Source organism: Mesorhizobium sp. G2-6-1, assembly GCF_055809095.1.
In genome coordinates, this window is sequence record NZ_CM147896.1 from 3,780,064 (window position 1) to 3,805,311 (window position 25,248).

The 25,248-nt window shown below is 58.6% G+C and carries 23 protein-coding genes, 4 tRNA genes and 4 pseudogenes; 5 read left to right on the plus strand and 26 right to left on the minus strand.

Translation table 11 applies throughout. The features are described from left to right. Nucleotides 1-26 precede the first annotated feature (26 nt). The 8 genes and pseudogenes from rplA to AC0L7S_RS18310 form a co-directional block, all read right to left on the minus strand. Complete coding sequence (gene rplA, locus AC0L7S_RS18275) at nucleotides 27-725, minus strand: 50S ribosomal protein L1 (protein ID WP_473472304.1); 699 nt, start codon at nucleotides 723-725, stop codon at nucleotides 27-29. 4 nt (nucleotides 726-729) lie between these two features. Then, nucleotides 730-1,157: pseudogene (rplK, locus tag AC0L7S_RS18280) on the minus strand (50S ribosomal protein L11). A 155-nt stretch (nucleotides 1,158-1,312) separates the two neighbouring features. Then, nucleotides 1,313-1,852 (minus strand): transcription termination/antitermination protein NusG, encoded by a 540-nt coding sequence (gene nusG / locus AC0L7S_RS18285; RefSeq protein ID WP_473472305.1) that lies wholly within the window; start codon nucleotides 1,850-1,852, stop codon nucleotides 1,313-1,315. Between the two features lie 27 nt (nucleotides 1,853-1,879). Further along, nucleotides 1,880-2,083 (minus strand): preprotein translocase subunit SecE, encoded by a 204-nt coding sequence (secE, locus tag AC0L7S_RS18290; RefSeq protein ID WP_473472306.1) that lies wholly within the window; start codon nucleotides 2,081-2,083, stop codon nucleotides 1,880-1,882. 323 nt (nucleotides 2,084-2,406) lie between these two features. Next, nucleotides 2,407-2,482, minus strand: a tRNA-Trp gene (locus tag AC0L7S_RS18295). Nucleotides 2,483-2,639: 157 nt separating this feature from the next. Continuing rightward, a pseudogene (gene tuf / locus AC0L7S_RS18300) lies at nucleotides 2,640-3,816 on the minus strand (elongation factor Tu). A 229-nt stretch (nucleotides 3,817-4,045) separates the two neighbouring features. Then, a tRNA-Gly gene (locus AC0L7S_RS18305) sits at nucleotides 4,046-4,119 on the minus strand. Nucleotides 4,120-4,142: 23 nt separating this feature from the next. Further along, nucleotides 4,143-4,226 (minus strand) — tRNA-Tyr (locus AC0L7S_RS18310). 175 nt (nucleotides 4,227-4,401) lie between these two features. Between AC0L7S_RS18310 and AC0L7S_RS18315 the strand changes: the two genes are divergently transcribed. Next, complete coding sequence (locus tag AC0L7S_RS18315) at nucleotides 4,402-5,259, plus strand: TrmH family RNA methyltransferase (protein WP_473472307.1); 858 nt, start codon at nucleotides 4,402-4,404, stop codon at nucleotides 5,257-5,259. A 195-nt stretch (nucleotides 5,260-5,454) separates the two neighbouring features. Here AC0L7S_RS18315 and AC0L7S_RS18320 read toward each other — a convergent pair. From AC0L7S_RS18320 to gcl, 3 genes and pseudogenes are all read right to left on the minus strand, one after another. Next, nucleotides 5,455-6,335: pseudogene (locus AC0L7S_RS18320) on the minus strand (2-hydroxy-3-oxopropionate reductase). Nucleotides 6,336-6,359: 24 nt separating this feature from the next. Further along, nucleotides 6,360-7,157, minus strand: coding sequence for a hydroxypyruvate isomerase (gene hyi / locus AC0L7S_RS18325; RefSeq protein WP_473472308.1), 798 nt, complete (start codon nucleotides 7,155-7,157; stop codon nucleotides 6,360-6,362). Between the two features lie 24 nt (nucleotides 7,158-7,181). Further along, nucleotides 7,182-8,962, minus strand: a pseudogene (gcl, locus tag AC0L7S_RS18330) (glyoxylate carboligase). A gap of 211 nt (nucleotides 8,963-9,173) precedes the next feature. Here gcl and bhcR point away from each other — a divergent pair. Then, the gene (bhcR, locus tag AC0L7S_RS18335) at nucleotides 9,174-9,989 is read left to right on the plus strand and encodes an HTH-type transcriptional regulator BhcR (protein ID WP_473472309.1); all 816 of its coding nucleotides are present in this window, start codon (nucleotides 9,174-9,176) and stop codon (nucleotides 9,987-9,989) included. Between the two features lie 471 nt (nucleotides 9,990-10,460). Then, nucleotides 10,461-10,535: transfer RNA gene (locus tag AC0L7S_RS18340), tRNA-Thr, on the plus strand. Between the two features lie 39 nt (nucleotides 10,536-10,574). Here the strand turns inward: AC0L7S_RS18340 and AC0L7S_RS18345 are convergent. The 3 genes from AC0L7S_RS18345 to AC0L7S_RS18355 form a co-directional block, all read right to left on the minus strand. After that, a complete protein-coding gene (locus AC0L7S_RS18345) occupies nucleotides 10,575-11,411 on the minus strand; it encodes a GTP pyrophosphokinase (RefSeq protein WP_473472310.1) in 837 nt (278 codons plus the stop codon). Between the two features lie 144 nt (nucleotides 11,412-11,555). After that, on the minus strand, nucleotides 11,556-12,644 hold the full coding sequence (locus AC0L7S_RS18350; RefSeq protein ID WP_473472311.1) for a nucleoid-associated protein: 1,089 nt from the start codon (nucleotides 12,642-12,644) through the stop codon (nucleotides 11,556-11,558). Nucleotides 12,645-12,862: 218 nt separating this feature from the next. After that, complete coding sequence (locus AC0L7S_RS18355) at nucleotides 12,863-13,207, minus strand: very short patch repair endonuclease (RefSeq protein WP_473474361.1); 345 nt, start codon at nucleotides 13,205-13,207, stop codon at nucleotides 12,863-12,865. Between the two features lie 113 nt (nucleotides 13,208-13,320). Between AC0L7S_RS18355 and AC0L7S_RS18360 the strand changes: the two genes are divergently transcribed. Next, nucleotides 13,321-13,914, plus strand: coding sequence for a hypothetical protein (locus AC0L7S_RS18360; protein WP_473472312.1), 594 nt, complete (start codon nucleotides 13,321-13,323; stop codon nucleotides 13,912-13,914). Between the two features lie 352 nt (nucleotides 13,915-14,266). Here the strand turns inward: AC0L7S_RS18360 and AC0L7S_RS18365 are convergent, their stop codons facing one another. The 5 genes from AC0L7S_RS18365 to AC0L7S_RS18385 all read right to left on the minus strand — a co-directional run bounded on the left by AC0L7S_RS18365 (nucleotide 14,267) and on the right by AC0L7S_RS18385 (nucleotide 17,190). Next, nucleotides 14,267-15,364: a DNA cytosine methyltransferase gene (locus AC0L7S_RS18365; RefSeq protein WP_473472313.1), complete on the minus strand. Its 1,098-nt coding sequence runs from the start codon at nucleotides 15,362-15,364 to the stop codon at nucleotides 14,267-14,269. A 58-nt stretch (nucleotides 15,365-15,422) separates the two neighbouring features. Next, nucleotides 15,423-15,926, minus strand: a complete 504-nt coding sequence (locus AC0L7S_RS18370) for a DUF2786 domain-containing protein (RefSeq protein WP_473472314.1) — start codon at nucleotides 15,924-15,926, stop codon at nucleotides 15,423-15,425. Nucleotides 15,927-16,012: 86 nt separating this feature from the next. Beyond that, nucleotides 16,013-16,336 carry a hypothetical protein gene (locus AC0L7S_RS18375; RefSeq protein ID WP_473472315.1) on the minus strand — a complete coding sequence of 108 codons (324 nt, stop codon included), beginning with the start codon at nucleotides 16,334-16,336 and terminating at the stop codon, nucleotides 16,013-16,015. Between the two features lie 70 nt (nucleotides 16,337-16,406). Continuing rightward, on the minus strand, nucleotides 16,407-16,847 hold the full coding sequence (locus AC0L7S_RS18380) for an HK97 gp10 family phage protein (RefSeq protein ID WP_473472316.1): 441 nt from the start codon (nucleotides 16,845-16,847) through the stop codon (nucleotides 16,407-16,409). Continuing rightward, the gene (locus tag AC0L7S_RS18385) at nucleotides 16,834-17,190 is read right to left on the minus strand and encodes a hypothetical protein (RefSeq protein WP_473472317.1); all 357 of its coding nucleotides are present in this window, start codon (nucleotides 17,188-17,190) and stop codon (nucleotides 16,834-16,836) included. The genes AC0L7S_RS18380 and AC0L7S_RS18385 overlap by 14 nt, the downstream gene beginning before the upstream one ends. Before the next feature lie 280 nt (nucleotides 17,191-17,470). On the opposite strand from AC0L7S_RS18385, the gene AC0L7S_RS18390 reads away from it, so the two are divergent. After that, a complete protein-coding gene (locus tag AC0L7S_RS18390; RefSeq protein ID WP_473472318.1) occupies nucleotides 17,471-17,986 on the plus strand; it encodes a hypothetical protein in 516 nt (171 codons plus the stop codon). Nucleotides 17,987-18,245: 259 nt separating this feature from the next. Here the strand turns inward: AC0L7S_RS18390 and AC0L7S_RS18395 are convergent, their stop codons facing one another. The 7 genes from AC0L7S_RS18395 to AC0L7S_RS18425 all read right to left on the minus strand — a co-directional run bounded on the left by AC0L7S_RS18395 (nucleotide 18,246) and on the right by AC0L7S_RS18425 (nucleotide 24,976). Next, nucleotides 18,246-18,656 carry a hypothetical protein gene (locus tag AC0L7S_RS18395; protein WP_473472319.1) on the minus strand — a complete coding sequence of 137 codons (411 nt, stop codon included), beginning with the start codon at nucleotides 18,654-18,656 and terminating at the stop codon, nucleotides 18,246-18,248. A 620-nt stretch (nucleotides 18,657-19,276) separates the two neighbouring features. Then, entirely contained in the window at nucleotides 19,277-19,534 is a 258-nt protein-coding gene (locus tag AC0L7S_RS18400; protein ID WP_473472320.1) for a hypothetical protein, read from the minus strand. Continuing rightward, nucleotides 19,509-20,021 carry a hypothetical protein gene (locus AC0L7S_RS18405; protein WP_473472321.1) on the minus strand — a complete coding sequence of 171 codons (513 nt, stop codon included), beginning with the start codon at nucleotides 20,019-20,021 and terminating at the stop codon, nucleotides 19,509-19,511. Before AC0L7S_RS18405 ends, AC0L7S_RS18400 begins: the two co-directional genes overlap by 26 nt. Before the next feature lie 731 nt (nucleotides 20,022-20,752). Then, a complete protein-coding gene (locus AC0L7S_RS18410; RefSeq protein WP_473472322.1) occupies nucleotides 20,753-23,002 on the minus strand; it encodes a bifunctional DNA primase/polymerase in 2,250 nt (749 codons plus the stop codon). Then, complete coding sequence (locus tag AC0L7S_RS18415) at nucleotides 22,999-23,241, minus strand: DNA-binding protein (RefSeq protein WP_473472323.1); 243 nt, start codon at nucleotides 23,239-23,241, stop codon at nucleotides 22,999-23,001. The genes AC0L7S_RS18410 and AC0L7S_RS18415 overlap by 4 nt, the downstream gene beginning before the upstream one ends. Nucleotides 23,242-23,391: 150 nt before the next feature. Next, the gene (locus AC0L7S_RS18420; RefSeq protein ID WP_473472324.1) at nucleotides 23,392-23,724 is read right to left on the minus strand and encodes a helix-turn-helix domain-containing protein; all 333 of its coding nucleotides are present in this window, start codon (nucleotides 23,722-23,724) and stop codon (nucleotides 23,392-23,394) included. Nucleotides 23,725-23,806: 82 nt separating this feature from the next. After that, entirely contained in the window at nucleotides 23,807-24,976 is a 1,170-nt protein-coding gene (locus AC0L7S_RS18425) for a tyrosine-type recombinase/integrase (protein WP_473472325.1), read from the minus strand. Between the last annotated feature and the right edge of the window lie 272 nt (nucleotides 24,977-25,248).

Here is a 25,248-nt window from a genome sequence, read left to right on the forward strand (position 1 = left end):
CCAGAGACGAAACCGAATAATTCAAATCACGACACGGCGAGTGTCGCAGCGTCGATTTTCAGGCCAGGGCCCATCGTCGAGGTGATCGACACCTTCTTGACGTAGTTGCCCTTGGCACCCGCGGGCTTGGCCTTGGTCACGGCATCAGCGAAGGCGCGAATATTTTCTTCCAGCGCCTTGAGATCGAACGACACCTTGCCAACACCTGCATGTACAATGCCGGCCTTTTCGACGCGGAATTCCACAGCGCCGCCCTTCGATGCCTTCACCGCAGCCGCCACATCGACAGAAACCGTGCCGACCTTGGGGTTTGGCATCATGCCGCGCGGGCCGAGTACCTTACCCAGACGTCCAACCAGCGGCATCATGTCCGGCGTAGCGATGCAGCGATCGAAGTCGATCGTGCCTTTCTGGACGATCTCGACCAAATCTTCGGCACCGACAATATCGGCACCAGCAGCCTTGGCTTCGTCGGCCTTGTCGCCACGTGCGAAAACGGCAACGCGAACGTTACGCCCGGTACCATTAGGCAAATTGACCACGCCGCGAACCATCTGGTCAGCATGGCGAGGATCAACACCAAGGTTCATGGCGACTTCGATCGTCTCGTCGAACTTCACGGTCGAGCGGTCCTTAAGCAGTTTCAACGCCGCATCAAGAGCATAAGCCTTGTTCGGGTCGACACCTTCGCGGGTCTTGGCTACACGTTTTGCTAGCTTTGTCATCCGATCAGCCCACCACTTCCAGACCAATCGAGCGGGCGGAGCCCTCGACCATGCGCATGGCCGCCTCGATATCGTTTGCGTTCAGGTCCTTCATTTTCTGCTCGGCAATCGCGCGCACCTTTTCACGCGAAACCGTGCCAGCCTTGACCTTGCCCGGCTCCTTGGAACCCGATTTCAGGTTGGCGGCCTTCTTCAGGAAATACGCCACCGGCGGCGTCTTCATGACGAAGGTGAACGATTTGTCCTGATAATAAGTGATGACGACCGGGATCGGCGACCCCTTTTCAAGCTCCTGAGTCTGCGCGTTAAACGCCTTGCAGAACTCCATGATGTTAATGCCACGCTGACCAAGCGCAGGGCCGATAGGGGAGACGGCGTAGCCGATCCCGCGGCAACCTGAAGCTTGAGCTGGCCTGCAATCTTTTTAGCCATCTCTATTCCTGCCTTTTCTCAAGCCGGTTTCCCGGCGGTTGCAGTCTGGTGGTTCGGTTCACATGGCCGGCTAAGCCACATTCGCCTCCCACCGCTTTGGCGACACACATTGCGCAGCGCCAAGTTTACCCATCGCCGAAGCGATGAATTGCGGATCAGCCCTTTTCGACCTGTCCGAATTCCAAATCTACCGGCACGGCACGTCCAAAAATCGACACCTCGACTTTCAGCCGCGCGCGCTCTTCGTCCACTTCCTGAACAAAGCCGTTGAACGATGCGAAAGGCCCGTCCGATACGCGAATAGCTTCGCCAATTTCAAACGTGACCGACGGCTTGGGCCGCTCGACACCCTCCTGCACCTGATGCAGGATCTGGTCGGCTTCCTTGTCGGTGATGTGCATCGGCTTTGCCGTATGCTTGTCTTCACCGAGAAACCCCGTCACGCGCGGCGTATTCTTGACCAGACTGATCACCGCATCCGTCAATTCAGCCTTGAGCAAAACATAGCCCGGGAAGAATTTTCGCTCAGCATCCACCTTCTTGCCGCGGCGAATTTCGACGACCTTCTCGGTCGGCACAACGACTTGCTCGATCTTGTCGCTCAAGCCCTTCTGCTTCGCTTTGTTTTCAATATCTTCAGCGACCTTTTTCTCGAAATTCGAGTAGGCGTGAACGATGTACCAGCGGGCGGTCATTTCAAAAGCTCTCCGTTGTCGCCGAACTTAACGCCCGATACCCAAAATCAGTTCGACCGCATAACCCATGATCTGGTCGGCAGCAAAAAAGAACACCATGGTAAGCGCAGAAAAGATCAGCACCATCACCGTGGAGATGAGGGTCTCCCGCCGCGACGGCCAGGTCACCTTCGAGGTTTCTGTCCGTACCTGCTGCAGGAAGACGAAAGGATTGGTTGTCTTCGAAGCCATATGCCGCTCTGCTTTCAAGACCTGCAAACAGGCCCTTGGATGATCCCGTGACCGGGAGCTGCCGCCTGGAAAAGCCATCCACACCATTTCGGCGAGACCGCATCTTCCATGCAAATCAGACGCGCAAAGCCGGAATGCCAGCTCCACGCGCCGCGTGTCTGTTGTCACCTACATAAAACTGATTCTTGGTCCACGCAAGTGGCAAGTACCCGCTTTACGTCCAAACGCCGCTTCGGAACCATCCAGTCGTCCCGTTCCGGCTATTGGTTTGTTATGCGCCAATCCGATATGAATGGCAAGATCGTCGTTCGTACTTCAAAAAATGGCAGGGGCAGCAGGGCTTGAACCCGCGACCTGCGGTTTTGGAGACCGCCGCTCTACCAACTGAGCTATACCCCTATCACACCTGCGCACGACCCCACTTTTGATCATCTTTCAAGCGGGATAATGTTTCGGCGCGCCTGTTCCTAATCTCTCGACACAAAAGCATCAAGCGGTTTCCGCGAAAATGGCGGCCCTTGCAAGGGTCGCCATCTCGACAGATCGGTTGTTTTACTTATTCGACGATGGAGGCGACGATGCCGGCGCCAACGGTGCGGCCACCTTCGCGGATAGCGAAGCGAAGCTTCTCTTCCATGGCAATCGGCACAATCAGTTCAACATCAACCGTGATGTTATCACCAGGCATCACCATCTCGGTGCCTTCCGGCAGGCTGACAATGCCCGTCACGTCCGTCGTGCGGAAATAAAACTGCGGACGATAGTTGGTGAAGAACGGCGTATGACGCCCACCCTCTTCCTTCGTCAGAATGTAAGCTTCCGCCTTGAACTTCTTGTGCGGCTTCACAGTGCCCGGCTTGGCCAGAACCTGACCACGCTCAACACCCTCACGGTCAACACCACGCAACAGCGCGCCAATGTTGTCGCCAGCCTGACCCTGATCAAGCAGCTTGCGGAACATCTCAACGCCCGTGCAGGTCGTCTTCGACGTGTCGCGAATGCCGACAATCTCAAGCTCCTCGCCAACCTTGACGATGCCGCGCTCAACGCGACCCGTGACAACCGTGCCACGACCCGAAATCGAGAACACGTCTTCGATCGGCATCAGGAACGGCTTGTCAATCGGACGCTCCGGCGTGGGAATGTAAGCATCAACCGCTTCCATCAGCTTGCGGATCGCGTCCTCGCCGATTTCCTTGTTCGAGATCTTCAAGGGCAGCAAGCGCCGAACCCTTGATGATCGGAATGTCATCGCCAGGAAATTCGTACTTCGACAAAAGCTCGCGAACCTCAAGTTCGACAAGTTCAAGCAATTCGGCATCGTCAACCTGATCAACCTTGTTCAGGAAAACGACAATGGCGGGAACGCCAACCTGGCGCGCCAGCAAGATGTGCTCACGCGTCTGGGGCATCGGGCCATCGGCTGCCGAAACAACCAGGATCGCGCCGTCCATCTGTGCTGCACCCGTGATCATGTTCTTCACATAGTCAGCATGGCCCGGGCAATCGACATGGGCGTAGTGACGCGCCGGCGTCTCATACTCAACATGCGCCGTCGAAATCGTGATGCCGCGCGCCTTTTCTTCAGGAGCCGCGTCAATCTGGTCGTAAGCCTTGAACTCACCAAAATACTTCGTGATCGCTGCCGTCAACGACGTCTTGCCGTGGTCAACATGACCAACCGTGCCAATGTTCACATGAGGCTTATTACGCTCAAATTTACCTTTTGCCATAGTATCTTTTCCTTGGGCGCGAGGACCTTGGTTCAATCGAATGCCGGGCGATTACCGACAAAGGCCATAAAACACAAGAGTCTTTTGTGTATTGGCGTTGATCGGGTTGCACAAAATTCGCGTGAACCGTCGGTCCGATTTAGGGGATATGAGGCCTATATGGGAGCGCACTTGCCCAAATTAAAGGCCGAGCCAGCCCTGCCAGAGTGCCAGACACTGGAAAGAAAACTGGAGCGGGTGAAGGGAATCGAACCCTCGTATTCAGCTTGGAAGGCTGCTGCTCTACCATTGAGCTACACCCGCGCCGCTTGTCTCCGGTCCGGCAGTGGTGGAGGGGCTGGATTCGAACCAGCGTACGCATAGCGAACGGATTTACAGTCCGTCTCCTTTAACCACTCGGACACCCCTCCAATCTGCCGACGGAGCCATGCAACGAGGCATTCCCGCAGCCCCGAAATGAAAAGCGTTCACCCTGAAACTGCGAAGCGCCTTATGGCGTCATGGCAATACACTGTCAACTGCGTAGCCGGGGAATTTCGTCGCTCGGGCGTATCCAAAGCCGCAACGCAAGAGTATAGGGCCGGTATGAGCGACACAAAGAAGCCCGGAACTCCCAAAGACAGCCATTACGCGAAGCTGCGGCGCGCGCACCGCGACGAAAAGTCCGGCGGCGGCCCGGTCTTTCGTCCACGTCAAAAAATCGCCCCCGGCGAACCAGCCGCCGACGGTCTTGTAAGGCTATATGGTTTGCACACGGTGCGGGCAGCACTCGACAATCCGTCCCGCAAAATTCACAGGATGATTGTGACGCGCAACGCCCTAGAGAGGCTGGAAATTGCCAATCCGGACGCCCTGCTCTTCGCCATGGAAATGGTTGAGCCGAAAGACATCGACAAGATCACCGGGACGGATGCCGTACATCAAGGCGTTCTGATCGAAGCCGAGCCACTCAAGCCCAAGCGTCTCGATGCACTGGGCGACACGCCTCTTGTTCTTGTCCTCGACCAAGTCACCGATCCGCACAATGTCGGCGCAATAATGCGCTCGGCTGTGGCTTTTGGTGCCAGCGCATTGATCACGACCGCACGCCACAGCCCGACCGAGTCGGGAGTGCTGGCCAAATCAGCATCGGGCGCGCTTGAACATATCGACCAGATTGAGGTGCGAAATCTCGCGGACGCTCTCGGTGAATTACACAAAGCCGGGTTTCAGACGATCGGTCTTGATTCGGATGGCCCCGATGCGCTGGAAAATTCTTTCTCCGGCAACAAGATCGCTCTGGTGCTTGGCGCTGAAGGCAAAGGTTTGCGCCAAAAAACGCGTGAGACAGTCAACTCGCTCGCCCGTCTCGATATGCCCGGCCCCATCCGTTCGCTCAACGTCTCCAATGCTGCGGCGGTTGCACTTTATGCGGCCCGGAAGTTCATGGGCATTGGCAAGTAAAGGGGCATCGGCAAGTAACGAGTTGTGATGCAGATGTCCGTGGGAACGGATCGGATAGCTGTCACGCCTCGTTACTCGCCAACCTCCAAAACAGTTCAGCTTTTGTTAGAATCACTGATCTGCACGAAATTTTTGCGTTTTACGCAATTCCCAACGGAAAATCGCAACACACTTTTCCTGGAATTGCTCGGGCGATCACACTTCGTGGCCAGCCATCCGCTCCAACGCCCTGACCAAGGCTGAGTGGTCTTCCCTGGCTCCGCCATTGGCGGCGCAGGAGTTGAACAATTGTTGTGTGGTTGACGTATTGGGCAGCGATACACAGAGCGCCTTTGCCCCTTCCAGCGCCAAGTTCAAATCCTTCTGATGCAATTCGATACGAAAGCCCGGCGCAAATGTGCGCTTGATCATCCGCTCACCATGCACTTCAAGGATGCGCGAAGAGGCCAAGCCGCCCATCAGCGCCTGACGCACCTTGGCGGGGTCGGCGCCTGCTTTCGATGCGAAGACCAACGCCTCACCAACCGCTTCGATGGTCAAGGCCACAACGATCTGATTTGCCACTTTTGTAGTCTGGCCGACGCTATTGGGACCGACAAGCGTGACGTTCTTGCCCATTTTCTCAAAAGAGGCCGCGCTCGCTCGAATGGCTGTTCTTCACCCCCGACCATGATGGTCAGCGATGCTGCCTTTGCACCGACTTCGCCGCCCGATACCGGCGCATCCAGATAGTCGCAGCCGAGTTCATTGATCCGGCTCGCAAACTCCTTCGTTGCGATTGGCGAAATCGAACTCATATCAATGACCAGCTTGCCATTCGACAGACCGGAGGCGAGGCTGTTGTCGCCAAACAGAACATCGGCCACCTGCGGCGTGTCAGGAACCATTGTGATGATGATGTCGGCAGCCTTCGCAACGGCGTTATTGCCGGTCACGGCTTTCAACCCCTTGGCGACAAGGTCGGCAGGCGGCGTGGAGCGATGGTCGCTGGTGACAACCGCATAGCCCGCATCCAGAAGATGCCCCGCCATCGGCGCGCCCATAATGCCAAGGCCTATGAAACCGATCGTTTCCATTCTTCTTCTCCAAATGTCTTTTGATTATGCAGCAGCGTTGTTCTTGCCAACGAACGGCTTGAACCAACCCAAACCGGCCTCGGTGCCGGCACCCGGTTTGTATTCGGCCCCAATCCAGCCCGAGTAGCCGAGACGGTCGATCAGGTCGTAGAGGAATGGATAGTTGATCTCGCCCGTTCCGGGTTCGCGACGGCCGGGATTGTCGGCAAGCTGGATATGAGCGATGCGCGCGAGGTTTGCCTCGATTGTACGGGCGAGATCCCCCTCCATGATCTGCATGTGATAGATGTCATATTGCAAATAGAGATTTTGCGAGCCGACCTGTTTGGCCAGATCGAGCGCCTGTTGGGTGTTGGTGAGAAAGAAGCCGGGAATATCGCGTGTGTTGATCGGTTCTATCAACAGGCGGATACCGGTTTCCTCCAGTTTATCGGCGGCAAATTTCAGGTTTTCGACGAAGACTTTTTTTGCATCTTCGCGGGTCACTCCATCGGGAACGATGCCGGCCAGGCAGTTTATTTGCGGACAATCCAGCGCCTTTGCGTAGGTGATGGCCTTGTCGACGCCTGCGCGGAACTCATCGACGCGGTCAGGTAAAACGGCAATGCCGCGCTCTCCGCCGGCCCAATCGCCTGCCGGAAGATTGAACAGGACTTGCGACAGATCGCAGGTCTTCAAGCGCGCGGCCACGACCTCCGGTGCGTGGTCATAGGGGCCGATATATTCGACACCCTTGAAACCCGCACGGGCTGCGGCATCGAAGCGGTCGAGAAATTCGTGCTCGGCGAAAAGCATGGAAAGATTGGCTGAAAACCGTGGCATGGCAGTATTTCCTTACAAAATGAATCAATCGAGCATGACGATTGCAGTGGGAGCGTCCTCGTGCTTTTCGGCAAGATCCTCGAACTCGGTGATATTGTCGATTTCGGTACCCATCGAAATGTTGGTGACACGCTCGAGGATGAATTCGACAACAACAGGCACCTGATGTTCCTTCATCAATCGCCTGGCTTCGGCAAAGGCGTTTTCGAACTCTTCGGGCCTGCGCACACGAACCGCCTTGCAGCCCATCGCCTCGGCAACGGCAACGTGATCGACACCGTACCCAACTTCTGCATGGCCGACCGTGTTGACATTCTCAAATGCGAGGCTGACCTCATAGTCCATCGAAAAACCGCGCTGGGCCTGACGGATCAACCCAAGATAGGCATTATTCACGACGACGTGGATATATGGCAGCTTGTGCTGCGCTCCCGCCGCCAATTCCTCGATCATGAACTGAAAGTCGTAATCGCCTGACAGCGCAACGATGTTTGCATCAGGCCGAGCCGCGCGAACACCGAGAGCCGCCGGCAACGTCCAACCCAGTGGACCGGCTTGCCCGCAATTGATCCAGTTGCGGGGCTTGTAGACATGCAGGAACTGCGCGCCCGCAATCTGGCTAAGGCCGATCGTGGAGATATAGGTGGTATCTCGTCCAAAGACCTTGTTCATCTCCTCATAGACGCGCTGCGGCTTCAGCGGCACCTGATCGAAATGCGTCTTGCGCTTCATTGTCTTCTTGCGCTGCTGACAAGCCTTGGCCCATCCGGTCCAGTCGCGCAGCTTGCCCGCTGTTTTCCATTCGGTGGCGACATCAAGCAACATCTTCAATGCCGCGCCAGCGTCTGATACCACACCGAGATCGGGCGCAAAGACGCGACCGATCTGCGTCGGTTCGATATCGACATGGATAAATTTCTTACCCTTGGTGTAGGTCTCCACCGACCCGGTATGACGATTGGCCCACCGATTGCCGATGCCGAAAACAAAATCGGCTTCCAGCATGGTCGCGTTGCCGTAGCGATGTGAGGTTTGCAGCCCGCACATGCCAGCCATCAGGCGGTGATCGTCGGGAATGGCACCCCACCCCATCAGCGTCGGAATGACCGGTACGCCGGTAACCTCCGCCAATTCGATCAGAAGGTCGGAAGCGTCAGCATTGATGATACCGCCGCCCGCGACGATGAGCGGCTTTTCAGCCTGATTGAGCATGGCCAGCGCCTTTTCGGCCTGGCCGCGCGTCATGACCGGTTTGAAGGGAGCCATTGGCTCATAAGCATCAATATCGAACTCGATTTCGGCAAGCTGGACATCGACCGGCAGGTCAACCAGCACCGGCCCCGGCCGCGATGAACGCATCAGGTGGAATGCTTTTTGCAACACCATCGGCACCAGATACGGCTCCATGACCGTCACCGCCCATTTGGTAACCGGTGCGGCGATAGCTGCAATGTCAACGGCCTGGAAATCTTCCTTGTTGAGACGGGCACGCGGTGCCTGGCCTGTGATGCACAGGATCGGGATGGAATCGGCTGCTGCCGAATACAGGCCCGTAATCATGTCGGTCCCTGCAGGGCCAGAGGTGCCAAGACACAGGCCGATATTGCCAGCCTCGGCGCGCGTATAACCTTCCGCCATATGCGAGGCAGCTTCGACATGGCGAGCCAGAATATGGCGGAAGGTCCCCTCGCCTTCAATGCCGCATAAAAGGGATTGATCGCGGCTCCCGGTACGCCGAAGGCACATGAAACGCCTTCCTTTTCGAGAACAAGAACAGCAGCGTCGACAGCGCGCATTCTGGCCATATTGAAAACCTCCATCGGAAATTCGCGTTGAATGAGTTCAATTTGTCATCGGTTGATCTATTATTCAATTTTTTCAAAATAATTTTTCATTTTTTCAGTTTTGTATTATCATATTGTTTCTTATGCATTTATCGTTTTTCAATTCGTGATTTATTTGATTCATAAAAAACTTTTTTATTCCACTCGCCCGACTTTTGGAGATAATGGCCGAATGAGCACAACCGAAAAACGCCAACGCGGGCGCCCGCGCGCATTCAATGGTCCTGCTGAAGCGGGATCGGTCCAGTCGCTTGATCGGGCGTTGCGAATTCTGGCAATTGTTGCGCAAGGTAGCGGACTGTCTTTGAGCGAGATCGCCGACAGTTCCGATATCGCAGCGTCCACTGTCTATCGAATGCTGACCACGCTGGAAAATCACGGCATGGTCGAGTTCGACAAGGCCGAGCAGCTTTGGTCGATAGGCGTGGAAACCTATCGCATGGGAGCATCGTTTCTACGCAGCCGAAAGCTGGTTGATCGCGCCCGCATTGTCATGCAGGAATTGATGGAAAACACCGGAGAAACCGCCAATCTAGGTGTGGCGGAAGATGGTTGCGTAGTCTTTGTCAGTCAGGTCGAGACCCATCAGACCATCCGCGCCTTCTTCCGGCCTGGCACGCGTACCGCGTTTCACGCATCAGGTATCGGCAAGGCAGTTCTGGCGCATCTCGATGCGGACCGCGTTCACACGATCATCAAGCGAAATGGGCTGGAACTTTTTACCGAAAGAACGCTGGCGACAATGCCCGCGCTGTTTCAAGATCTGGCAGAGATAAAAAACCGCGGCTGGGCTGTCGATGATGAGGAACGCAATCTTGGTATGCGCTGTGTTGCGGCAGCTATCTTCAACGAATTTGGCGAACCGGTCGGCGGCGTTTCGGTATCGGGACCGACCGTGCGCGTGACACCGCAGCGATTGGAAGAAATCGGCCCGATTGTCCGCGACGCGGCAGCGGCAGTCACAGCCATGATCGGGGGCAAAGCTTAAACGATTCATCCCATTCCGGTGACGTGACGCAAATAGAAAGCCATGATGACGAAGCAAATCATTGCGGTCACGCCGGTCCAGTCAATCCGGGAAGTTCTCAAGAATCGTAGCACCTGCAATATCAACAACCAGATCGCGAATGCCGCCAAAGCAATCATCACAATTCGGATCAACGCCTGCCCTCCATGCCGGTAAATATGTTGTCTTCAGGTATATAGGGAGGCGTCCGTGGGTTTTCATATTGGCGGATGATGGGGCAAAGTGATCTGACCATTGCAACAAAATAGGACATTTGCCTTTACTGGCGCGACAAATATGCTAACGGAGCGCCGTGCCCTTGTAGCTCAGCTGGTAGAGCAGCGGTTTTGTAATCGGAGGGCCTTGGAGTCAAAAGACGAGTCGGATCATGCGCTTAAGCTTCGCGCGATCCGATCAAGTACCGAATAGGCACCGAAATCGGTGTCCGCCAGGGCCGGCGTAGCACAGCGGTAGTGCAGCGGTTTTGTAAACCGAAGGTCGGGAGTTCGATCCTCTCCGCCGGCACCATTTCCCCCTCAATGATCCTACTCAGCCCGGAAACGCCGCTTAGTGATCGTCGATGCTTTTACCCAGATGGGTAAAAATCGGCCTCAACTCCTCCCGCGTGAGCGGCCAAGCTTGAACTGTCTCTGCGGGCTTGGAGGCAACGCCGAGATAGGCCAGCAATACGGCTGGTTGTCGAAACAGGTGACCATGGGCGGCATGCGTTGCGATGTGCGCAGGGATGTGAGGCTTAGCAGCAAGAAGGCTCTTGAGCGATGCGGCGGCATCTGCGCCAAGGATGGGGCCGAGCGCATCTGCTATCAAGACGTTTGACTTGGCGCCCTCGGGTTCAATCCCGCTTACAGAACCTTTGTAAATACCCAAGACTTCCTCAAGGAGCTCCCTCGTGGGCCGATCCAGTTCGTCAAGCGCTATGACGACTTGGCCGAAAAAGTCGTCAGTGGTCTCGATGAGAGCCATGCTTCGCGCGACAGTGCGCCTGACATTGGTCGGGGCTTCTTTCTCTCCCTTGTATATGCGGTCGTGTGTAAGCTCGCTATGCGCGTGCTGGAGGAGGGTACGGACCTGCACCTCGCACGGTATGCCCTTCGGCAGAGTTAGTCCGTCTACCCCGATCTCATGCGAGGTCCGCACAACAAAGTGGTCAGACTGGTATGCGAACTCCAGCGGCCTCGCCTCTCGCTCCTGCTCAAAGTCCCTATCTTTGGAGACCTCGAAGCCGCACTCGCCAATAGCCTGCCCAACAAGCTTCACGTCGCCTGCAAGCAAAACCACGAAGCGGACGCCCACCTTGTCCTCCACGCCGGCATAAGGGTTGGCATAGCTATTGCGGTGAAACGCCTTGTCGACGAAGGAGCTGTCACCCTTCAGCCGAGGCACAGGCGGAATTTTTATAACTTCATCAAGCGTGCGGGGAGCAGCGATTGCGCAGAAGGCGATCCGTTACGCAAGATACCACGAGGTTGCCCCAAGCCTTATAGAGCGGCTTCTCCTGTGCCCAAAGCGCGAGTAGCTCCGACTCGTTCATTGTTCATTGCGGATGCGATCCCGCACCGTGATGCGCGTCCACTCTGGCCGCGTGCCGTCCTCGTCCGCATCGCCTTTAATGGGCTCCACGGTAACGAGCTCGGCGAATCTCTCCGCTGGACCAGAGAGCTGCAGGTCCGAATTGAACAGCACCTTCCGCCGACGGAGCTGATGCTTGAGGTCTGATAAGTCTTTGCTTACAGAAGCGCTGGGAAAGTCGTTGCGCCCCATGAAGGCGGCGTATGCATCGCGCATGTCTGCTCCCTTCAGGTAGCGGCTCGCGAACGTCGCGGTGTCGACCGTGGGAGATTGGTCGACCTTCAGGTAGGTATACAGGCCCGTGTTAATATCCAGTTTCTCGTGCTCGGGGATTTCCAGCTTGCCAACGAAATCTTTCGTCAGATCAAAGAACTTCTTCGTCTGCCGAGCGCTGTTTTGCGGTATGTTGCACCCGAGGAAGGTCTCGTAGAAATACTGCGCCGCCCCGTCCCGGTTGGCCGCCGTCATCAGGTCGTCGTAGACGAAGGCTCGCCAGCCATCGCCTCCTTGCGCTTCCTGATCGACTTCTACGAACGCGCCGATCTTGTACAGTCTCGCCTCGGGCGTGAGGACGAGGTTGCGAAGAAATGCGAGGGTGAGCGAGCCGTTCTCGCTGAACGAGAACCCCGAGTGCGGTTCGGCCTTGATTACACCGATGAATCGTTTTGCCGGGAAGCTTACTTGTCCACTTATGACGACGACGATTCCGCCAGGAATATTCAGGCGGGTCTGCGCGCGGGCCAGCATGTCCGCCGCCTCGCACGACTGACTAATGAACAGCGGATCGTCGCTGTCGGCTAGGCGCCTCGCCAGCTCAAGCGCGCTGCCTGCCGCGTCTGATGCAATCTGCATCTCCATGCAGCGAGACGAGCTTCCAAGCGCGGCAATAAAACGATCCTGCAGAGCAGCAGCATCTTCAGCGCCAAGAACTGTTAAGGCGGATGCGTATCGAGGTGATACGATCTGCCTATCTTCCAACCTCTTAAATACTTGGTGGATAATTACGCGAGAAATGCTCAAATTTTCAAATATCACGTCGCGCCCCATTCTCGGTCCGGGGTGCCACCCCGAATCCCTTGCATATAAGAAACTCTTGACATTGTTGCGCCAAGATATTCTCGAAGTCTATCGTTCGCGGGGGTCTCGCGATCGAGGGCATAGTTCGCTAGGGTAGTTTCAGGGCAACGGTTTCTCTCGATGCGAGGCAGATACCGCGCACCAAGTCCCCTACGTGGTCGATGTCTTAATCTTGCGAATGCGTTGCGCTAGCTCATCCAATGATGAAGGGCGGAGGGAGCACTCCCATACCACAACAACCTCCCACCCTGCGGCTTCCAACTGCGATCTGGCGCGAGCATCCCGCGACCTGGTCCCCTCGATCTTTGCGCGCCAAAGTCGGCGCGCGTCGCCGGGATAGTAGCCCTCTTGCATCCCTCGTGGCCGTGCCAAAAGCAACCGTGGACGAAAACGACCACGCGTCGAGACGGAAACACCAAGTCCGGCCGCCCGGGCAGTTCCTTGTCGTGGAGCCTGTAGCGCAGCCCGACAGCGTGCAGGTAGCGGCGGACCCGCAGCTCCGGCTTGGTGTCCTTGCCGCGCACTCGGGACATGACCTCGCTTCTCTTCTGAGGGGCAAAAATGTCCACGTTAACGACCCTATCCCTTGCATTCCCGGACGGTGGCTGCTCTTTTGATTCGAGAATAATCAAGAGTCTCGGGCGGCATGCTAACAAACATTTCGAAGAGCTACCTCGCAGCCAAGAAGAATTACGACAGAGGAACGCAAGCGTTGACAGGGTGCGTGGGCGTCGCCTCTGAGTGCCTGGAAACCCTGCGAGTGCACGCGACCCTACGCCACTTCGGTAACTTTTCCACCGCCAACTCCTTGGCCTATTCGGTCGCCGACGCGGAAGGGGCGCTGAGCCGGCCGTATAGGCCTGAGCTTTTCATCGATGATCCAAAAGAGTTCGAAAAGGCCGCCGAAGCGGTCGTCAAGGCGCTTCGGGATGGGAAGCTGATCGACCCAGCAGGCTTCGACCGGATCATCTATACGGCCGTGACCAGCTTCAGCCTGTCATATGACCTATGGAAACCAAAAAGCAGAAAAACGCCCGGCACGTTCTTCGAGGTGCTGATCGGGTCGGCTGCGAGGATAGTGTTCCCAGACTACAAGCTAACGAAGCACATCCCCATCAAGGACTGCCGATTAAAGATGCCGAGGCAGCAGAAACGGACGCTCTCGTCGACGCCGTCGCATCGGATGGCGACGGGGAGGCAGAGGGGCTTACGGGTGACTCCGTTTCCACGGACCTTGTGATAACGAACCCCAAGACTGAGAGAGGAGCGGTTATCCCGCTCAAGATCACGACGCGCGAACGGATAGTCCAACCGTTCGCCCATCAGCGAATCTTGGACTCGGCGTACCCCGGACAGTACGCGAGCTTCGTCGCTTGCATCAGTGAGGTGCAGAGGGATGACAACGGTGGGACGGTAAAGCAGATTTGCGTGCCAGGGACGGTCGCCCTCTTCCAGAAGCACCTCGCACGGATCAACGGGCTCTACTACTGCGACATCCCTCGCAGATACGCGCAGCCAGACTTCAACAAGATCATCCCCGTGAGGCCATTCCATTCGCTGTTCGAGGACGTGGCCGAGCACCTTAGCACTGGCTAGAACGTGAACTCCCGCTGCCTGTCGAGTTGGTGGCTCGGGTGGGCTCGCGAGGCTGAAACACGCTCGCCCTTTAGTACCCGCGCAATCGCTAGTCCCGCAGCCTTCGCGAGCGGCGGCGGGACGGCATTGCCCACCTGGGTCCTAACGTCCATGCGATTGCCGAGGAAGTGAAAGTCGTCGGGGAAGCCCTGCAGGCGCGCCGCCTCGCGCGGGGTGATAGCTCGGTGCTGACTTGGGTGCCCGTATCTCCCGCGCGTGAAGCTGTCGAAGCCTACCGTGATGGTCGGGCACTGTCCATCCCATGTCAGGCGCCCATACACGTCAGGCCATCCGCCGCTCTTCACGTCGGCGACCTTGTGGCACGGTAGTCTGAGGTCCCATGGGATGTCTTGCCAACCACCACCCGGAGGAACGTGGGAGAACCTCTCCTCGTTGAGCGCTGTTATCTTGCACTTCTGGTGATTGTAGTGATTTGGGTGCTCACCGTAGTCGTCGGGCGGGGGAGGCAGGTCACCTATGACATCGCGGACCGACACGTACTCGTCGGACGTCTCCAGAAACGGGCTGGCCCCACCCACGTCGTTCCTTATGCCTATCATCAGGAACCGGCTACGCGTCTGCGCCAGTCCGAAATCGGAGCCGCAGACCTGGAAGCAGGAGATGGAGTAGTCGCTCAGGACCTCCGCAATCTCCTTGATGAAGGGCACGCCCCTCTTCTGTCCGAAGATTGCGACGTTCTCGAAGAGGAACGCCCTCGGATACATCTCGTTTGTGAGGCGGGCGAAGTCTAGAACCAGCCTGTTCCGCGGGTCTTGCAGCAGCGCCGCTCCTCTCCTCTGCTTGGAGAAGCCCTGGCAGGGTGGCCCGCCGGAGAATAGGTCGAGTTCGCCACGCCGCAAGTCGGCCATGGCCAGTAACTCGGCGCCTCCCACTTGGCTGCCGTCCATGACGTGCGAGTGCGGACCTAGATTGTGATTATACGTCCTGACATGAGCGGGGTCCTTGTCGAAGGCGACCTTCACGTCGAAGCCTGCCTCCCGGAGGCCGAGAGCCATTCCACCGGCCCCGCAGAATGACTCAATCGAACTCAGCATCGGCTTCCCTTCAGTCCCGCCACTCTCCCGAATCATAGCTCAGGTCTCTTCATCTTAGTCACGTCCTTTGGCTTTCGCAGTTAGTTCTGGGAGTTGTGCGCAGACTTTCGCGTCCTAATTCCGTCACGATGTTGCCTCTCCGTCCCCTTGATGCCCCGTCCCCGCATCTGGCTCGCATACCACCTGACGGATTTTTCGCTGGCAGCCGCCCCTCAATCCGACTGTTGACCTCCTCGGCGATACGCCGGTAGGTCCAGTCGGGATGCTCGACGATCAGTTGCTCAGCGAGCTTGCCGATGCCGCGTCCACGGCCTGTTGTGGTAGCCCGTGGCGGCTTCGAAGCCTTCGGCACTGATGTTGCCGAGCCGAACAGCGTCGAAGGCCTCGGCGGCCACCGGAATGCGTTCGGATCGAGCTTGTACTTGGCGACCAGCTCCTCGGCCTTTTCCAGCGCCGCCGCAGCCTCGCCCGGTGTGCAGCCGTTGGCCTCGGTCTTGTCCAGCAATGCCCCGACGCGCTGCTTGACCAGCGGCAACTCCCTCGCGTTCGGTTTCCTCGTCATGGCTTTGTCTCCCGGCGGCGGGATGCCGCAGGGATCATGCTGTCGCGGTTGGGCGCTCCCGCGAGCCGGGCCAAGGGAGAAAATCTTCAGGACTCGATGGCGCGAGACCGATCCTCGTCGGTGATGCCGGTTGCCAAAAGCTCGGCCGATACCCGCTTCAGGAATCGCCGGTGGCGGCCGTCCGGCGCGAAGCCCGCGGCCAGCATGTGTTCACCGATCACATGGATGGCAGCTTCGCCATAGTGCTGACGATAGAGGGAGGCCGCATGTCTTACGTCGGCGCTAGACGGCTCCCGCCTGCGGTCGAGACGTTCTGCAATGAGGATGAGCACGCCGCCAACGATCGCCGCCCCGTACCAGGTGGCAATGGCCGCATAAATCCAGGTCATGGCGGTCGAGATGAGGTCCACAGGCGTCTACCGGCTCGAGTTGCCTGTTAACGCTATCGTGCATCGCAATCCTCGGGAGCGTGGGCGGTCCTCAATCTTTCAGGATTTTGGCATTTCGGACGGTAGCCAGTCCGTCCATCACCGCGAGCTTCACAAAGTCGGACGGCGCCTGCTTTGAATGCCCGTCATTGAGCGCACTGATGTACGGCAGGCTGTTCGAGATATGGATCGAGCTATTCTTGCCTATATCGAACTCGTCGATCGTGGCTTCCGCGCGCTCTATGGCAATTTCGGCATTGGCCGTTGCCGTGCTGCCCTTCATGCCTGGAACATGAGCCGGAAACAGCTTCTGAAAAGCCTGATCCAGATCGGCTGTCCAGTTCGATCGAGCCCTGCCGGTATCAACCGGCGTGGCATTGATAACGGTGCGAGTTACGGCAACCGCGCAGTCCTTCACAGCCTGCTCGACGCCGCCTTCGACCTCGACAGAAATACGGCTCATGCGCTTGGCGAAATCATCAAGTCCGGCCATGGCCGCTCTCCCGTTGTGCCCGGTAGACAAGGAGCGCCATCAGCGGATCGCCGTCTTCCAGGTAAGGCAGAAAGCGGCCATCGATCGCACCCGCGAAATTGTCCGAAGCCCACGGATCGCGAACGAGCACGAATGTCGAATGCGTGCCGGACAATACCGGCACCGACACAGGCCGGTAGCCTGCCTCAATCAGCCGCGCGAGGTGGTAACGTTCTAGCGGCGTATCGGCATAACAGTCCCGGTCGAGGCCCGCCTCGACCCACAAATCCCGGACCTGGATGACCGGCCTGCTGGACAAAAGACGCCGGAGTTTTTCCTGATAGGCGGTGCGCGGATTGGCCATGATCACGTTCCGCGCATGAAGGAACCACCCCGATCGAGGGTCGGCCAAGTGGATTGCGCCCGTGCACCGACCGGCAGGCCGGCGACGAAGGCGGCAGGCGCCGAGGTGAGATCGACGGACGACCAGCCGGCAAGCGCATTCGGCTCGCCAAGCAAGGTTTCGGCAACGACGCGGGCGGCAGAGGCTGATGCGCCAACCGCGACGGCGAAATTGAGCCCGTCAGCGCGATATTCACGGCGCGGGTGGCGTTCGACTTACCCATCTCGAAGGCGCTGTCGGCGTGGACCGCCTCGACTGCGATCCGATCGACCTCGGCAATCGCCTGGTTGACCTTGCGCCATTCGTCGCCCACCAGCGCATCGGCCAGAGCCTGCGAGGAGAAAGCCCGGTCATTGACCGGCAAGCCGGAATTGCGGGTGAGAAGCGCCGCCGCCAATTCCTTGTCACCGGTCGATGCGGCAAGAGCGGCAAGCGATGCAAGTTCGATCTGGCCGGACTTTTCGATCTGGTGAAGCAGCCGGCTGCGGCGCTCGGAGCCGAGACCTTCGCGGGCCAGCATCTGCACGGGGCTCTGATAATGCGCGCGGGCCGAGTTCGCGTCATCGCGCAAGGCACCGACCGCCTTGAGATAGGCCACGCGGCTGTCGAGGGACTGGCGCTTGAGTTCGGATCGGAAGCCGTTGACGGCGCGGGTCACGACCTGGCTGCGCTGGCTATGGGGAAGATCGGCGAGCGAGCGTTCCACATCATCGCGGCGCTGCTTCGCTCGCCCTTCAAGTCCTTCGAGCAGCTTTGATTGCTGCTCGCGATTTTCTCGTGCCCGGCGCAGCCGGTCGATCACGTCCGTCACGGACATCCACCGGTTCGCAAGGACCATTTTCTTGACCGCCATGTTCATCTCCCTTTCGCGTCACGTCACGCGACGATCCGGAAGAAACAGGCGCGGGCTCAGCCGTCTTGTTGTCACCGCCATCGCGGTACGGACGGCCCATCGGCCGCCCGGACCATTCGATATTGCGATGAGGATTGAGCGCGGTGTGCCGCTGTTACGGCGATCAATTCACCTTGTTGTTTGCGATCAAAGGCGCGACAGCGCGCAAACCCAGATCGTCAAGCTTCTTCATGATTTCGGGCGTGACGTTGCCACGAAGTCCAAAGGAGCGAAACTTACCACCAGCCACAGCCTCGGCAAGCTTTTGACCACTCAGACGGCCCTCGTGCATGTCGCGAGCGATCTTTCCAGTGCGGCGAATCCCGAGCAGCAAGGCATCATCAAACTTTGCGAACTTGATCGGCGACTTCGGCGCCTCCATGTAAAATTCTTCCGAAGAACAGACCATCTGCGCGACCTTCCCCAAATCGATTGTGACCTGGCCCGCAGCCAATTCATCGTTATCAGTCGGGTCCATCATCTTCACCTCACCAACAAGGCGAAGCTCCAGGCAAAAATTCTGATGCGGTAACATTTCAATTCTCCTGTCGTTGTCGCTTGGCATCATTGCCGCGCTGCAATCACGATGGGGAATGTTTTCGCTTGCGTCCATTTCTACTTGCGTCCAGAAATGCAGTAAGGGCTAACTTCATCCAATTTCAACATGGCAAAACTCAAATATGATCCGCCATGGCTGCAAGAGCAGCGTGGACTGACGTATCAGACCGAGCGCACGAAGCAGCGCACTCCGTTCAGGCGCAAGTCGGATATTGTTGCTGACTATATCGATGAATTGGAGGCGCTAGGAGGGCGCGCAACGCATCCAATCATTCGGGCGTTGTTGAAAAGCCTGAACCGCGGATATGCGACAAATTCTGTCGCCATAAGTCGGTTGCTCCATGGAACCGGACGAGGAAACGCCGACGACACATTTCCGAATGGACATCGCGTCTCTGTCGCCGATGCCGCGAGCACCAGGCAGTACAAGAGTTTCAATATGGCTGCGAAAAATGAAAGATGCTCGCCGGAGTCGGTGAGGCAATGGGCCAAATCCGGCAGGCCAAACAGAAAGGGAGAAGTCTGGAATTTCATCGATCCCGCAGATGAGCGTTCCAAACGGAAAAAACCCAAGAAGCCGAAATGAGTTTACAGCCTTTAATCGCCCGGGTTCGATCGGTGCGGCGCCTGGTGTTCTTCCGCCATTCGTTCCCACAACGCTTCAGGCATCGGCTTGATCGACCAGAGCCAGGCGCCTGTCGGACTGCCAAGTCTGGCGACAAGGTGATGCGCGCCGCCTGCCGCCGCGATGGCGATAGGCGCGGTGGCGCTGAGCGATGCCGCCAGGGCTTCGACCGCTATCAGGTCGCGCAGCATCCGTTGCGCATTCTCAGTTGATCGGGATGATTGCGCCATTGGCCTTCACCTCGGTTTCGGCGACGAGATAGCGCCCAAGCAATTCGATCAACGCCGCTCGGTCTGCCGGCTCCATCCTGGCGATGACGCGCGGGTCAAGACCGGCTGACGCCGTGGCCGCCGAACCGCCTTCCGCCGTGAAGGCCAGAAAGCCGTTGAGGCGTTCGGGCCATCGGAATTTCAGCAGCACCTCGATCAGGCGATCCGAAGGCTCCGCATCGTCCATGGAGCGCTCGAAGGCCTTGCTAAGGACCTGATGAAAAGCCGTGTCCATGGCGGCGCCATACCTTGAACCAAACTCGGCATCGCGCCGCCTGTGATCGTGGATGGTGGCGACCGAAATCCCGATCAGCTCTGCCGCCATTTTTGGCGAGCCGGTCCTTGCGACGATGTCCAGGACCTGTGCCTCGATGGCTGGCGACCATTTGCGATCCAACTCTGGTCGCCGCACCTCCCTCGACTCTGCCGTTCTCGTTATTTCCGCCATGGCGCCACCTGTTGATTGCCTGCCTGCGATCCTGCGGTGTGCGGAGTGTGCGGGGAGCCATTGAAACGATCTTCCAAATTTTGGGAAACCAGCCTACCGGCGTTGTTTTCCACGAAAGGCACCGATGAGGCACGTGGACATCCCAGGATGCCACCTGCCTGGTCGATGGAAGTGGGTTGTTTGCTGGAAGGTCGGTCTCTGGGGTATTGCCGGTGCTCCGGCCAGTGCTTTGGTTCGCGCCGTTGACCAAGTCCTTGCACCGGTTGGCCTTCTGGACTCGCAGCGCCCAATCACGAATTGGATGCTCTGAGGTTCGATCAGGCTTGCCGCACGCCGCCTCGGTGGCCTTGAGCCACTGTCATCCACGTCGCTGTCGCATCGAAAGGGCGGCATTGCGGCTGGCATGGCGCTGCCCCGACCACCGGCTCGGCCGGCTGCTCAGGGGTCGCACGCGCGAGGACTACGAGGTCTGCGCCAAATTCGCCTCCTGCGCCTCAGCCGGTCCACGCCTGATGGTAGACAAGGCAGACGGCGATTTCGACGTTTCCGAAGTCTTATAGCGATGTCGGCTCTGCGCCGGACCTTCCCCCTGGCAGTCGTTTCATGTCTGTGAGACAGAATGGATATTTATATTGTCTACCTTGTCTACCGATCCTTAAGCGATTGATTTTCTTACGACAATCGGTGGACGACGATGCCGCCCACCGATTGTCTCCCTTGTCTACCGCCAGTCAATCAATTGCGTAGTGCGCCATATAGGCGTCGATCCTGCCAGCGGCGCCGATGTTGTCCCAGACATCATGGTTCCTAAGCGACCAAAGCTGCCAGGGCGGCCTGTTGGCGTGCTGCTTGGTGTGACGGGTGTGAGCCACGGCGCCAATCTCCTCCTTGAGGAACTTCGCCAGGTTGGAACGCAGGCTCGACCTGCCTGCGAGCTTCGCAGGCACCACGTTGACGAGATCGTCCACCCGCACCAGGTCGAAGTCGAAGGGTGCCTCGTTGCTCTCGAAGAGGTCCAGAAGATACGACTCGGCATCGCCCATGGACATCCGGCGCATCGTCTCCTTGCCAGAGGTTGCAGGCGCAACACCGTGACCGTTGAGAACGATCCGACGCTGCAACAACCAGTGCTTCACGAAAGCAGCACCGCCCTGTTCCAGATAGCCGAACAGACGCTCGTAGTAAGCGGCATCCTTCTTGACGGCAGGCGAGAAGACGACGAGCCACCGCCTGTCGCCATGCTCGATCTTCAGCGCGTCCTCATGATTGGTGAAGCACAGGAAATTGAGCTTGTTCGGGATCGAATAGATCGAGCAGTTCTTCTCCTCGATCCTGATCGTCGGGTCGGTGATGACGGGCTTGAGACGGTTCGCCACCTCAAGACGGCCGAGCGTCATCAATTCCTCGACGACCGCCAACTGCGCGCCTTCCATCCAGCGAGTCCACTTCGAGATGACCTCGTCGTTCGACGGCCGCACGACGTTCGGCCTGCCGACGATCCGCTCCATCAGGTTGCCGATCCAGCTCTTGCCCGTCCCCTGCGTGCCACGGACCAGCAGCGCGAAATGGATCTTGTCGGCGGGCTTCTGCGTGAGCAGCGCCAGATAATCGAGCACGAGGTCGCGGTCTGCCTCGTTGGGAAACAGAAACGCCATGTGTTCGAGGAACGGCGTCACATCGCCAGGCCTCGCGTCCACGCCTGACTTCCGCCAGATATTGTAGCGACCACCATTCTCGCCATCGGGAAACTCTGGCGCTTCGGGCAGATAAACCAGGGCCTCGAACTTCCTGATCGGAATGCGTGCCTTCCAGACGGCACCGAGGATTTCGCCATCGGGATAAAGGCCGCCATAGAGCGCCTTCCACTGGTCGGTGCGATACTTCTTGCCGTCCTCCCGCCTGATGAACTGCATGGCCTCGGCGACGAACACCCAGCCATCCCAGACATTCGCCAGAGGCGTCGATGACCGTTCGCCCTCGACATCTTCAGGGAAGTCATCTTCCGCCGTAACACGCCCAAGCGACTCGATGGCCTCGCGCCGCATCGCCCTCGGCAATGCCGCGATCAGCGTCCTTGCCGTGATCGCGCCCCGCTTTGCGACAAGCGAGCTCCAGCGGCGACGAATGATCTCGCCATGTTCGGCGTAATCGGGGTCCGTTGTGCTCCAGTCGATGAAGGCCTCGACTGCGAACCCGCCGGTCGCATGGTGACAGGCCATCATCAACTCCCGCCACCGCAGTTCGTCGCGAAACTCCGAGACATCGATGTGCGAAAGCCACTCGGCCAGCTTTTCCTCATCGATCGCACCGACATCGGCAGATGCTACGGCAGAACGCTTCGCAATCGCGTCCAGGAAGGCCGTAGGCGCTTCGGGTGCTTCCGACAGCGATAGTGCAAGCGCGTCATCGTCGAAGCGATACGGACGCGCGGTGTCGGGATGGATCGAACCGGCCGCCACGACTTGACCGCCCTTCGACTTGAAGTCGATGCCGTCGTAGGTCGCGAGCTTGCCCGCCACCTCAGCGCTCGCCGGCTTCCTGAAATAAAGGTGCAGGCCGCCGCCGCCCGTCTTGACGAAGGGAGCTTCAGGCAGACCGAAATCCGCCGTCAGCCGCGCGAGCGGATCGTCGTTCGCTGCGAAATGACGAGGATCGACATCGACGACCAGGTCGATGTCGCGCAGGCGAACGCCGACGTTCTTGCCATCGATCATTCGCGCCTTCGCCTTGTCGAGCGGGAGCGCGAGCGACGTGGTCCAGCCGCTCGACGTCGGCTTCTTGCCGGTGATCGGGATCAGGTCGTGACCGGCAGACGCATGAGCGTCGAGCGCGTCGGGATCGTGCTTCGACGGCGTGTCGGATGCCTTGTCGGCTTTATCCTCAACCTTGTCGAAGTCGAATGCGACGGTCTTCTCCAATGCTCCTGCGGGCGCGCCGATCCCCTCGGCGCGCCCTTCTTCATTTTCCACGAGCGTGCTCATCGACCGTCCTCCCCGCGAATGAACGCGTCGAGATCGTCGACGTGATAGCGCACCACCTTTCCGTGCACGATGTGATGACGCGGCCCGGTGCCGAGCGAGCGCCAGACCCGCAGCGTTCCCGCCGTCGATGAGAGATAGGCAGCAGCCGCGTCGCCATCGAGCCAAGGGGTGCGGTTGTGGGTATCGAGCACGCGGCGCAGCGCATCCTCGACATCGTCCTTCGTAAGAGTTGCCGTCATGGCAATGACCTCCGCTGACCAGGCGGCAAGGCCACCGGGCCGGTTTCAGACATGGGTTTCTGTCTGAGGAGGACCGGGATCACCCCGGTCACGCGCCTGCCGAATACCGGCTCCTCGTGGCGCGCGTCGTCTAATGATCACTAATCGGCGCTAATCGGCATCATTACTTCTCGTCGCCTTCGCGAGAGGGCTTGACAGCGGGCAAAGCTTTTCCGCAGCCCGGTCGACGACCTTCTCCATCAGCCAAGCGGGGACGTGCTTCTTGCGCTTGCCGCCCCGCACGAAGGCATCGAGGTCATCGACGTGGTAGCGGACGAGTTGATTGTTCACGAGATAAAACCGCGGGCCTTCGCCTCGCGACCGCCAGCCCTTCAGCGTTCCAGGTTCACGCCGCAGGTAGGCCGCCGCCGCCTCGGTATCGAACCACGGCGTGAACCAATGCGTGTCGAGATACCATCTGACGATGGCCTCGACCTCATCCATGGTGACAGGGCCCTGTTTCTTCGGCGGCCGCTGACGCTGCCTGGGGACCGGCGCGTGCGGTTTGGCGCGGGGGCCTTTTCCGTTACGCGGCATCGCGTGCCTCCGCCATGGCTGGAAGCTGCAATGTCGAGGCTCGCGCCGCAACGATCCTGTTTTCCAACGCCTGCGCGTGGGGGCGAAGATGTTCGACCAGGTGCTCGGCATGAACATATCCGCCGGACGCGCCGGGAAGCCGCTGGCCGAGAAGGAGCGCGCTTTCGGCATAGGGCACGCCGGCCGCGATATACATCGTGCGAGCATGGTGCCGGTACTCGTGCGGGCTCGGCAGGCCGCGCTTCCGTTCCTTCGGCTCGGTGGTGCAGCCCTTGCCGCTGAGCGGCGAAGGCCAGAGCCATGGATTGTTCAACGGCAGATCGTCCTCAAGCCGCTGGCGGATCATCGCCCGCAGGAACGTGCCCATCGGAAACAGCATTCTGCCGCCGGTCTTCATGTGGTTGAATGTCAGCACGCCCCTGTCGAGGTCCACGTCCTGGCGCTTGACGCTGAGGATTGAAGAACGCCGCGCGCCGGTCAGCAGCATCGCCCTGTGCAGGTCGCGCCGGATCGGCGAAAGCTCCTCTGTCTTCTCCCACCAATCGGCAAGATCGATCTCATCGACATGCCGGCTCTTGGACGTGGGCAATCGAAGAAACGTGACCGGGTTCGTGGTCAGCGTTTCGTCGAGACGCAGCGCCGTGTTGATGACCGCCCGCAAGGTGCGCATGACGCCGGTCGCGGTGGGCTGCCCCTTCGAGTCTCGCAGATGCATGTAGATGTCCCGCACTTCGGCGCGGGAAAGGTCGGCCACGGCCCGGTTCTTGTAGCGACTGAGATAGTGCTCGATGTTGTAGCGGTAGCTCTCGACCGTGGCCTCCCGCAGCGGCTTCTCCTGCAAGTGCTCGTCGAGCGCCTTCAGGATGGTGATGCCGGTCTCCTTCGGCTTCGCCGTAGGGTCCACGCCGGACTGGATTTGCGACATGATCGCACGCGCACGGTTGCGGGCTTCGCGCAGGCCGATCCGGTCGACGCGGTCGATCTTGACCCGCACGGTGCGGATGTGACGACCGTTCCGGCGAACGTCGCCTTGAACCGCGTAGGTCTTGGTGGCAGCATGACAGACGACGAGGAGGCCCTTGACCTGCTCGTCGCGCCAGATGCCCGAGCCGAAGGGTAAATCCCTGATGCGGGACTCAGTGAGGGATAGGACAGCCATTGGATTATTTCTTTCGCGAACACCGGGTGGAGCACCGTGCGACCGCTGCTTTCGGTTGCCGCACGTTGATCCAAATTGTCGCGTAAGTGGCTGTCCGCGAACCATTATTATCGGAAATTAATCCTAGCTAATAGGATAATAATCCTATTTGTAAACCGAAGGTCGGCGGTTCGATTCCGTCCGGGGGCACCATTCCAATCACATTAATGAATCCTACTCCTAAAATGTGTCGTGCATTTGAGGAGCATTTCTCACGCTTCAAGCCTTTGTTT

Bases quoted from the DNA above. Each gene is read 5' to 3' on its own strand.
- rplA (WP_473472304.1), bottom strand. From the start codon at position 725: ATGACAAAGCTAGCAAAACGTGTAGCCAAGACCCGCGAAGGTGTCGAC.
- nusG (WP_473472305.1), bottom strand. From the start codon at position 1,852: ATGACCGCCCGCTGGTACATCGTTCACGCCTACTCGAATTTCGAGAAA.
- secE (WP_473472306.1), bottom strand. From the start codon at position 2,083: ATGGCTTCGAAGACAACCAATCCTTTCGTCTTCCTGCAGCAGGTACGG.
- AC0L7S_RS18315 (WP_473472307.1), top strand. From the start codon at position 4,402: ATGAGCGACACAAAGAAGCCCGGAACTCCCAAAGACAGCCATTACGCG.
- hyi (WP_473472308.1), bottom strand. From the start codon at position 7,157: ATGCCACGGTTTTCAGCCAATCTTTCCATGCTTTTCGCCGAGCACGAA.
- bhcR (WP_473472309.1), top strand. From the start codon at position 9,174: ATGAGCACAACCGAAAAACGCCAACGCGGGCGCCCGCGCGCATTCAAT.
- AC0L7S_RS18350 (WP_473472311.1), bottom strand. From the start codon at position 12,644: ATGGGGCGCGACGTGATATTTGAAAATTTGAGCATTTCTCGCGTAATT.
- AC0L7S_RS18355 (WP_473474361.1), bottom strand. From the start codon at position 13,207: ATGTCCCGAGTGCGCGGCAAGGACACCAAGCCGGAGCTGCGGGTCCGC.
- AC0L7S_RS18360 (WP_473472312.1), top strand. From the start codon at position 13,321: ATGCTAACAAACATTTCGAAGAGCTACCTCGCAGCCAAGAAGAATTAC.
- AC0L7S_RS18365 (WP_473472313.1), bottom strand. From the start codon at position 15,364: ATGCTGAGTTCGATTGAGTCATTCTGCGGGGCCGGTGGAATGGCTCTC.
- AC0L7S_RS18370 (WP_473472314.1), bottom strand. From the start codon at position 15,926: ATGACGAGGAAACCGAACGCGAGGGAGTTGCCGCTGGTCAAGCAGCGC.
- AC0L7S_RS18380 (WP_473472316.1), bottom strand. From the start codon at position 16,847: ATGGCCGGACTTGATGATTTCGCCAAGCGCATGAGCCGTATTTCTGTC.
- AC0L7S_RS18385 (WP_473472317.1), bottom strand. From the start codon at position 17,190: ATGGCCAATCCGCGCACCGCCTATCAGGAAAAACTCCGGCGTCTTTTG.
- AC0L7S_RS18395 (WP_473472319.1), bottom strand. From the start codon at position 18,656: ATGTTACCGCATCAGAATTTTTGCCTGGAGCTTCGCCTTGTTGGTGAG.
- AC0L7S_RS18400 (WP_473472320.1), bottom strand. From the start codon at position 19,534: ATGGCGCAATCATCCCGATCAACTGAGAATGCGCAACGGATGCTGCGC.
- AC0L7S_RS18405 (WP_473472321.1), bottom strand. From the start codon at position 20,021: ATGGCGGAAATAACGAGAACGGCAGAGTCGAGGGAGGTGCGGCGACCA.
- AC0L7S_RS18410 (WP_473472322.1), bottom strand. From the start codon at position 23,002: ATGAGCACGCTCGTGGAAAATGAAGAAGGGCGCGCCGAGGGGATCGGC.
- AC0L7S_RS18415 (WP_473472323.1), bottom strand. From the start codon at position 23,241: ATGACGGCAACTCTTACGAAGGACGATGTCGAGGATGCGCTGCGCCGC.
- AC0L7S_RS18420 (WP_473472324.1), bottom strand. From the start codon at position 23,724: ATGGATGAGGTCGAGGCCATCGTCAGATGGTATCTCGACACGCATTGG.
- AC0L7S_RS18425 (WP_473472325.1), bottom strand. From the start codon at position 24,976: ATGGCTGTCCTATCCCTCACTGAGTCCCGCATCAGGGATTTACCCTTC.